General features: G+C 61.6%; 1 pseudogene. It reads left to right on the top strand.

The annotated features are described in order from the left end of the window. Positions 1–398: pseudogene (locus ABD323_RS44680) on the top strand (hypothetical protein); the annotation flags it as partial. Positions 399–555: the final 157 nt, after the last annotated feature.

Raw genomic sequence — 555 nt, 5'->3', positions numbered from 1 at the left:
GAACTGGCGGCTCCCGCGTCACCCAGACCTCAGGCCGCAACACCCTGATCCGCATGCAGCCGTTCACCGCCGCAACCCGCGAGGACAAACAGACCTGGATCAGCGTCATCAGCGCCATGGAAGACGCCCTGATCCTCCACCGCCACCAGCCCGGCACCCTCAAACGCGCATGGAAGTACCTCCACCAGCGCACCGGCGGCAACATCAGTTCCCTCGCCGAACTTGTCCGCGAAGCCGCCACCGAAGCCGTCCTGACCGGCACCGAAACGATCAACCGCACAGTCATGAACCGCATCGAGATCAACGAACATGCCCAGACCACCTACGCCAGCACACCCCACGACCACACCAAGCACACCGGCCAAGAACCAGGCTCCAACGACCGCATGGCCAGCTGAGCACCTACTCGGGAGAGAAACTGGCGAAGTCTGTCGGTGGCAGGTTCCCTGGGGTTCTGGCTCAATTTCTGGATGCTGTTGATGATCTTCATCAGCGCCACAGCAGCATGCCGTTCGATACCAGAGGGCATCAAGACAAGCTGAGCGACCACATCTG

The organism is Kitasatospora nipponensis, from assembly GCF_039528135.1.
Taxonomy (GTDB): Bacteria; Actinomycetota; Actinomycetes; order Streptomycetales; family Streptomycetaceae; genus Kitasatospora; species Kitasatospora nipponensis.
This window is presented reverse-complemented; position numbering and strand designations above follow the sequence as displayed.